Annotated in this window: 5 protein-coding genes; all 5 read right to left on the bottom strand. The window is 64.6% G+C overall.

From position 1 onward, the window contains the following. Positions 1-566 (bottom strand): nitrate reductase molybdenum cofactor assembly chaperone (gene narJ / locus V8324_RS20650; RefSeq protein WP_336421781.1); only part of this gene is annotated, 566 nt, incomplete at its 3' end. Beyond that, positions 566-2,095, bottom strand: coding sequence for a nitrate reductase subunit beta (gene narH, locus V8324_RS20655; RefSeq protein ID WP_336421782.1), 1,530 nt, complete (start codon positions 2,093-2,095; stop codon positions 566-568). The genes narH and narJ, both read right to left, overlap by 1 nt. Next, positions 2,092-5,850, bottom strand: a complete 3,759-nt coding sequence (locus tag V8324_RS20660) for a nitrate reductase subunit alpha (protein ID WP_336421783.1) — start codon at positions 5,848-5,850, stop codon at positions 2,092-2,094. Before V8324_RS20660 ends, narH begins: the two co-directional genes overlap by 4 nt. Before the next feature lie 21 nt (positions 5,851-5,871). Beyond that, complete coding sequence (locus V8324_RS20665; RefSeq protein WP_336421784.1) at positions 5,872-7,278, bottom strand: NarK family nitrate/nitrite MFS transporter; 1,407 nt, start codon at positions 7,276-7,278, stop codon at positions 5,872-5,874. Between the two features lie 57 nt (positions 7,279-7,335). Beyond that, a partial coding sequence (locus tag V8324_RS20670; protein WP_336421785.1) for an MFS transporter occupies positions 7,336-8,085 on the bottom strand: 750 nt, incomplete at its 5' end.

Here is an 8,085-nt window from a genome sequence, read left to right on the forward strand (position 1 = left end):
TCGGTGGGATCGTCGTCGGGCTCTGCCAGAAGTTCCGCGACCGCCTCGCTGTCGGCCTGCCCATGCGCAAGCTGGATCAGCGCCGGGAAAAGCGGCGCGTAGAGGCTTTCGCGCCGTGTCAGGCGGTCTTCGATGGCGGCGAGGATGTGTGCTGCATCCTGCAGCACGTCCTCGACCTCGGCCGCGGGCCGGGTCGCGAGATATTCCAGCAGCACCGGCAGGTGATCTGGCAGTTCGGTGGTCGCGGGCTCGAACCCGGCGGCGCGGTAGGTCTCCATCAGGCTGACCATCGCCCCGCCACGATCACGGCTTTCGCCGTGCACATGTTCGAAGAGGTTCAGCGACAGGGTGCGCGAGCGGTCGAACAGCATGACGTAATCCTCCTGCACGTCATAGATGTCGCCCTGCGCCAGCCGGGCCAGCAGGGGGCGCAGCGCGTCACGCAACGCCGGTGTCAGGCGCGCATCGGCCGTGACCGCCGCGCCGATCTCGGGCATGCCCGCCTGCAATTCCACTGTCGGATAGCTGAGCAGCAGCGACAGCGCCTTGAGTGTCCGGTCCATCATCAGAATGTCTCCGTCGGCAGGGTGAGGGTCTTTTTCTTCTTGCCGCCGAACAGCGAGTACTTGTTCTGCGACCCGGTCGAGCAGCCATTGCCGTCGGTGAAGCCGCAGCCGCCGCGGATGTCTTCGCCATCCTCGACCTGTTCGCGGTGCGCGGTGGGGATCACGAAGCGATCCTCGTAATCGGCGATGGCCATGATCTTGTACATGTCCTCGATCACCCGGCCGGACATGCCGACACGGGCGGCGATCGCCTCGTCACGCACGCCGTCCACGCTGAGCGCGCGCATGTAGAGCCGCATCGCCGACATCCGCTCCAGCGCCTGCACGATCGGCTCCTCGTCGCCGGCGGTCAGCATGTTGGCGAGGTATTGCACCGGGATGCGCAAGGATCGCACGTCGGGCATCTCGTCGCTCATCGCGATCTGACCGGCCTGTGCGGCGTTCTGGATCGGCGACAGCGGCGGGATGTACCAGACCATCGGCAGGGTGCGGTATTCGGGATGCAGCGGGAAGGCGACCTTCCAGTCCATCGCCATCTTCCAGACCGGGCTGACCTTGGCGGCCTCGATCCAGTCCTCGGGCACGCCGTCGCGCAGGGCGGCGGCGATCACCTCGGGGTCGTTGGGATCGAGGAACACGTCCATCTGCGCGCCGTAGAGATCGGTCTCACGCTCGGCATTCGCGGCCTCCTCGATCCTGTCGGCATCGTAGAGGATCACGCCCAGATAGCGGATGCGCCCGACGCAGGTCTCCGAGCAGACCGTGGGCTGGCCGGATTCGATCCGCGGGTAGCAGAAGGTGCATTTCTCGGATTTGCCGCTTTCCCAGTTGTAATAGATCTTCTTGTAGGGACAGCCCGAGATGCACATCCGCCAGCCGCGGCATTTCTCCTGGTCGATCAGGACGATGCCGTCTTCCTCGCGCTTGTAGATCGCGCCCGACGGGCAGGACGCCGAACAGGTCGGGTTGAGGCAATGCTCGCACAGCCGCGGCAGGTACATCATGAAGGTGTTTTCGTACTCGCCGTAGATCTCCTTCTGGATGTCTCCGAAGTTGTAATCCTGCGACCGTTTGGAGAATTCACCGCCGAGGATCTCTTCCCAGTTCGGGCCCTTCTCGATCTTCTCCATCCGCTCGCCGGTGATTTTCGACCGGGGCCGCGCGGTGGGGAAGTGATCCATGTCCGGCGCGGATTTCAGGTGGTCGTAGTCGAAATCGAACGGCTCGTAATAGTCGTCGATCTCGGGCATGTCGGGATTGGCGAAGATATTCGCGAGGATCCGCCACTTGGCGCCCTGCTTGGGCTGCAGCTTGCCGCGGGCATTGCGCACCCAGCCGCCGTTCCAGCGTTTCTGGTTTTCCCAGTCGGTGGGATAGCCGGTGCCGGGCTTGGTCTCGACATTGTTGAACCACGCGTATTCGACGCCGTCGCGGCTGGTCCAGACGTTCTTGCAGGTGACCGAGCAGGTGTGACACCCGATGCATTTATCAAGGTTCAGAACCTTGCCGATTTGTGCGCGAACCTTCATTCTGCTGCCTCCACTTTGCGGGTTGCGGGCCCGGACGCAGGGGTGTCCAGCCAGTCAATCTTCTTCATCTTGCGCACGATCACGAACTCGTCGCGGTTGCTGCCGACGGTGCCGTAGTAGTTGAACCCGTAGGACAGCTGCGCATAGCCGCCGATCATGTGCGTCGGTTTCAGCGTGGTGCGGGTGACCGAGTTGTGGATGCCGCCGCGATGACCGGTTTTCTCGGATCCGGGCGTGTTCACGATCTTTTCCTGCGCGTGGTACATGAACAGCGTGCCCTGCTTGATCCGCTGGCTCACCACCACCCGCGCGGTCAGCGCGCCGTTGATGTTGTAGGCCTCGACCCAGTCGTTATCGACCAGCCCCGCCTTCTGCGCGTCGACCTCGGACATCCACACGACCGGCCCGCCGCGGTTGAGCGTCAGCATCAGCAGGTTGTCGGTATAGGTGCTGTGGATCCCCCATTTCTGGTGCGGCGTGATGAAGTTCAGCACGACATGGGGGCTGCCCTCGGCCGCGTCGTTGTTGACGGCGGCGGTGATGGTTTTCAGATCCACCGGCGGGCGGTAGCCGACGAAGCCCTCGCCGAAGGCGCGCATCCAAAGGTGATCCTGGTAAAGCTGTTGTCGGCCCGTCAGCGTGCGCCACGGGATCATCTCGTGGACATTGGTGTAGCCGGCATTGTAGCTGACCGTCTCGCTTTCGATGCCCGACCAGGTCGGGGACGAGATGATCTTGCGCGGTTGCGCCGCGATGTCGCGAAAGCGGATCTTGGTGTGATGCGATCCTTCCGCGAGATGCGCGTGCTGCCGTCCGGTGGGTTTTTCCAGCTCGTGCCATGCCTTGACGGCGACATGGCCGTTGGTCTCGGGCGCCAGCATCAGGATCATCTCGCAGGCGTCGATGGCCGTCTCCAGCTTCGGCTGGCCTTGCGCGACGCCCTCGTCGAGCACCACACCGTTGAGATCGCGCAAGGCTTGCACCTCGTCGCCGGTTTTCCAGGTGATGCCCTTGCCGCCATTGCCGAGCTTTTCCAGAAGCGGCCCGATGGCGGTGAACTTGTCGTAGAGGTTGGGATAATCACGTTCCACCGCGACGTAGTTGGGCGCGGTCTTGCCGGGGATCAGCTCGCATTCGCCCTTCTTCCAGTCGCGGACATGCGCCTGCGCCAGCTCGCCGGGCGTGTCGTGCAAGAGCGGGACCTGCACGATATCCGTCTCGACCCCCAGCACCTCGGGCGCGACCTCGGAGAACTTGCGCGCGATGGACTTGAAGATGTCCCAGTCCGAGCGCGACTCGTAGGCCGGGTCCACCGCCGCCTGCAGCGGGTGGATGAACGGATGCATATCGCTCGTGTTCATGTCGTCCTTTTCGTACCAACTGGCGGTCGGCAGGACGATGTCGGAATAGACGCAGGTCGTGGACATGCGAAAATCGATGGCCACCAGCAGGTCCAGCTTGCCCTTCGGCGCTTCCTCGTGCCACGCGGCCTCGACCGGCATCACGCCGCCTTCCTCGCCCAGATCCTTGCCCATGACACCGTGATCGGTGCCCAGCAGGTGCTTGAGGAAATATTCATGCCCCTTGCCGCTGGAGCCCAACAGGTTGGAGCGCCAGACGAACAGGTTGCGCGGCCAGTTTTCCGGCGCGTCGGGGTCTTCGCAGGACATCTGCAACGCGCCGGATTTCAGCTGCTCGGCGACATAGGCGGGGATCTCCTTGCCGGCCTTCTTGGCGGCTTTCGACACCTCCAGCGGGTTGGTCTTCAGCTGCGGCGCGGAGGGCAGCCAGCCCATCCGCTCGGCGCGGATGTTGTAGTCGATGAGGCTAACGTCCCAGTCGCCCTCGGGCGCGGTGGGCGACAGGATCTCGCCCGCGCGCAAGGTCTCGTAGCGCCACTGGTCGGTATGGGCATACCACGCGCTGGTGGAGTTCATGTGCCGCGGCGGGCGGTTCCAGTCGAGCGCGAAGGCGAGCGGTTGCCAGCCGGTCTGCGGACGCAGCTTTTCCTGGCCCACGTAATGCGACCAGCCGCCGCCTTCCTGGCCAATGCAACCGCACATCACCAGCATGTTGATGATGCCGCGATAGTTCATGTCCATGTGGTACCAGTGGTTCAGACCGGCCCCGAGGATGACCATCGACTTGCCTTGCGTCTTCTCGGCGTTGCCGGCGAATTCTCGGGCGACTGCGATGATCTTCTCGGCCGCGACCCCGGTGATCTTCTCGGCCCAGGCGGGGGTGTAGGGCTTGTCCTCGGTGAAATCCTGCGACACCCAGTCACCGCCAAGGCCGCGGTCGAGCCCGTAATTGGCGCAGAACAGATCGAAGACGGTGGCGACCAGCGCCGTCTGGCCATCGGCCAGCGTCACCCGTTTCGCGGGAATGTTGCGCGTCAGCACGTCGGGGTGGTCGCATTTCACGAAGGCGCCGGTGGCCGCCCCGCCGAAATACGGGAAATCGACGCCGACGATCTCGTCGTGATCGCTGTCGAGGATGTTTGTCAGGCGCAGCCTGGTCTCGCCATCCTTGGCGCGATCCTCGAGGTTCCACTTGCCTTCCTCGCCCCAGCGGAACCCGATCGAGCCGTTGGGTGCGACGATGCTTTCGCTCGCCTCGTCCCAGGCCACGGTCTTCCAGTCGGGATTGTTGGTCTCACCCAGGCCGCCATCGAAATCCTCGGCGCGCAGCATCCGGCCCGGCACGAGAGTCCCGTCCCGTTCGTCAAGCCGCACCAGCATCGGCATGTCGGTATATTTGCGGGCGTAGTCCTCGAAATACTCGGCCTGCCGGTCGAGATGGTACTCGCGCAGGATGACATGGCCCATGGCCATCGACAGGGCCGCGTCGGTCCCGGCCTGTGGGTTGAGCCAGATATCGCCGAACTTCGCGGCCTCGGAGTAGTCCGGGCTGACCACCGCCGACTTGGTGCCGCGATAGCGCACCTCGGTGTAGAAATGCGCGTCGGGCGTGCGGGTCTGCGGCACGTTCGAGCCCCAGAGCAGCAGGAACCCGGCATTGTACCAGTCGGCACTTTCGGGCACGTCCGTCTGCTCGCCCCAGGTCTGCGGCGAGGCGGGCGGCAGGTCGCAATACCAGTCGTAGAACGACATGCAGGTCCCGCCCAGCAGACTGAGATAGCGCGTGCCGGCGGCGTAGCTGACCATCGACATCGCCGGGATCGGCGAGAAGCCGAAGACCCGGTCGGGACCGTAGGTCCTGGCGGTGTAGGCGTTGGCGGCGGCGACCAGTTCGGTCGCCTCGTCCCAGGTGGCGCGCACGAAGCCGCCCTTGCCGCGCGTCTTGGTATAAGTGGCGCGCAAGTCGGGATCATTCTGGATCGCGGCCCAGGCGGCGACCGGCGTCATGTCCTGCCGCATCCTGCGCCACGCGCGCATCAGGGCGCCCCGGATCAGCGGGTTCTTCACCCGGTTGGCGGAATAGAGATACCAGCTGTAGGACGCCCCGCGTGCACATCCGCGCGGCTCGTGGTTGGGCATGCCCGCGCGGGTGCGCGGATAATCGGTCTGCTGCGTCTCCCATGTGACGATGCCGGACTTGACGTAGATCTTCCAGCTGCACGACCCGGTGCAGTTCACCCCGTGGGTCGAGCGGACAATCTTGTCGTGCCGCCAGCGGTTTCTGTAGGTGTCTTCCCAGTCGCGGTTCTCGGACGTGGTCTCGCCCCAGCCATCCGAGAAGGGCTCCAGCTGCTTGCTGGAGAAGAAGTTCAGTCTGTCGAGGATATGGCTCATGGCTATGGTCCTTTTCTTGGCTCAGGCGGTCTTGCCGCGCTCGATGTCGTGAAGCAGCCCACCGGGACGGGTGTAGACCGCGAAGGTCAGCGCGACGCAGACCACGTAAAAGATGAGGAAGGTCCACAGCGCCGCGGCCGGCCCGCCCGTCAGGGCGATCGAGGTGCCGTAGCCCTTGGGGATGAAGAACGCGCCATAGGCCGCGATGGCGCTGGTGAAGGCGATGATCGAGGACGCTTCGCGCTCGGCCTGTTTGCGCGCCGCCTCGGCCCCCTGCCGGGGGTTCAGCCGCGCGACCTCGCGCCGCATGATCACCGGGATCATCTGGAAGGTCGAGGCATTGCCCACGCCCGTCAGGAAGAACAGCGCCATGAAGCAGGCGAAAAAGCCCCAGAAATTACCCGCGCTGTCCTCGAGCGGCAGGAATTGCAGCACCCCGAACACCGCCACGATCATCCCGACGAAGGTCCAGAACGTAACGCGCCCGCCGCCATACTTGTCGGACACCCAGCCGGTGGCCGCACGGCTGAGCGCGCCGACAAGCGGGCCCAGAAACGCCAAGTGCAGCATGTCGAGATCCGGGAACTGCGTCTTCATCAGCAGCGGAAAGCCCGCCGAATAGCCGATGAAGCTGCCGAAGGTGCCGGTATAGAGGACGCACATAATCCAGTTCTGCTTGCGCTTGAGGATCTGCAACTGGTCCGGCAGCGAGGCCTTCGCGTCGGCGATGTCATCCATGCCGAACCAGGCGGCCACCGTCGCCACAATCAGAAACGGCACCCAGACAAAGCCCGCATTCTGCAGCCAGATCTTGCCGCCGTCGCTCAGCGTCTGCGGCTCGCCACCGAGGGCCCCGAACACCCCCACGGTGATCACCACGGGGACGAGGAACTGCATGACCGAAACGCCCAGATTGCCCAGCCCGGCATTGAGCGCCAGCGCGTTGCCTTTTTGCGCGCGCGGGTAGAAATAGGAAATGTTGGCCATTGATGAGGCGAAGTTGCCGCCGCCCAGCCCGCAGAGCAGCGCTAGGATCAGGAACATCGCATAGGGCGTGTCCGGGTTCTGCACGGCAAAGCCGATCCCGAGGGCCGGGATCAGCAGCGACGCGGTGGACAGCGTCGTCCAGAGCCGCCCGCCGAAGATCGGGATCATGAAGCTGTAGAAGATCCGCAGCGTCGCCCCCGAAAGGCCGGGCAGCGCGGCCAGCCAGAACAGCTGATCGGTGGTGAAATCGAACCCGATGGCGGGCAGTTTCGCCACCACGATGGACCAGACCAGCCAGACCGAAAAGGCCAGAAGCAGCGCCGGGATGGAAATCCAGAGGTTGCGGCGGGCGATGCGCGCGCCGGTCTTGGTCCAGAAGGTGTCGTCCTCGGGCCGCCAGTCGGTCAGCAGATGCGCGGAGGGTCGGGATGCAGGGGCCATGTGGCAGGTATCCTTGTGTCGGGGATATGGGCGCGGCGGGCGACGCCGCGCCCGATGTCATTGGGCGGGTTGCGCGCGCGGATCGCGTCCGTCTTGCGGCGTGTCGGGTCCCGGGGTCTCGAAAGGTTTGTCCGGCACGTCCGACAGGTATCTCTCCTCGGCCAGCGCGGGGTGGCGGCGGCGCTCCATCCGGCGGATGGCGACATGCATCCAGACGGTCATCACCGCGACCAGCACGAAGAGCAGCATGAAGGGCGCAGTCCACACGCCGGTCAGGTCGAGCAGTGCGCCGAAGGCGATCGGCAGGAAGAAGCCGCCGAGGCCGCCGATCATGCCCACCAGCCCGCCGACCGATCCGACATGGCCGGGGTAATAGACCGGGATATGCTTGTAGACCGCCGCCTTGCCGAGGCTCATCATGAAGCCGAGGATCACGGTCAGCGTGACGAAGACCCCGACGTTCAGGCCAAACCGGAAGGTGATGGGCGCGTCGATGCCCTGCACGGTGTAGCTTGTCTGCGGATAGCTCATGACGAACAGTACCGCGAGCGAGACGAGGAAGGTCGCGTACATGACGGCACGCGCGCCCCATTTGTCGGACATCCAGCCGCCGAGTGCCCGAAAGACCGAGCCGGGCAGGCTGTAGAGCCCCGCGAAGACGCCCGCGGTCGTCAGTTCCAGCCCATAGGCGCCCGTGTAGTAGCGCGGCAGAAAGCTGGCCAGCGCCACGAACGCGCCGAAGACGAAGAAGTAATAGGTGGCAAAGCGCCAGACCTGGATGTTCTTCAACGGCGCCAGTTGATCGGC

The sequence above is a fragment of the Roseovarius sp. D22-M7 genome, from assembly GCF_037083785.1.
In the GTDB taxonomy this organism is placed as follows: Bacteria; Pseudomonadota; Alphaproteobacteria; order Rhodobacterales; family Rhodobacteraceae; genus Roseovarius.

What these genes read in the sequence shown, in the direction of transcription:
- V8324_RS20665 (WP_336421784.1), bottom strand. Translation starts at nt 7,278, where the DNA reads ATGGCCCCTGCATCCCGACCCTCCGCGCATCTGCTGACCGACTGGCGG.
- V8324_RS20660 (WP_336421783.1), bottom strand. Translation starts at nt 5,850, where the DNA reads ATGAGCCATATCCTCGACAGACTGAACTTCTTCTCCAGCAAGCAGCTG.
- narH (WP_336421782.1), bottom strand. Translation starts at nt 2,095, where the DNA reads ATGAAGGTTCGCGCACAAATCGGCAAGGTTCTGAACCTTGATAAATGC.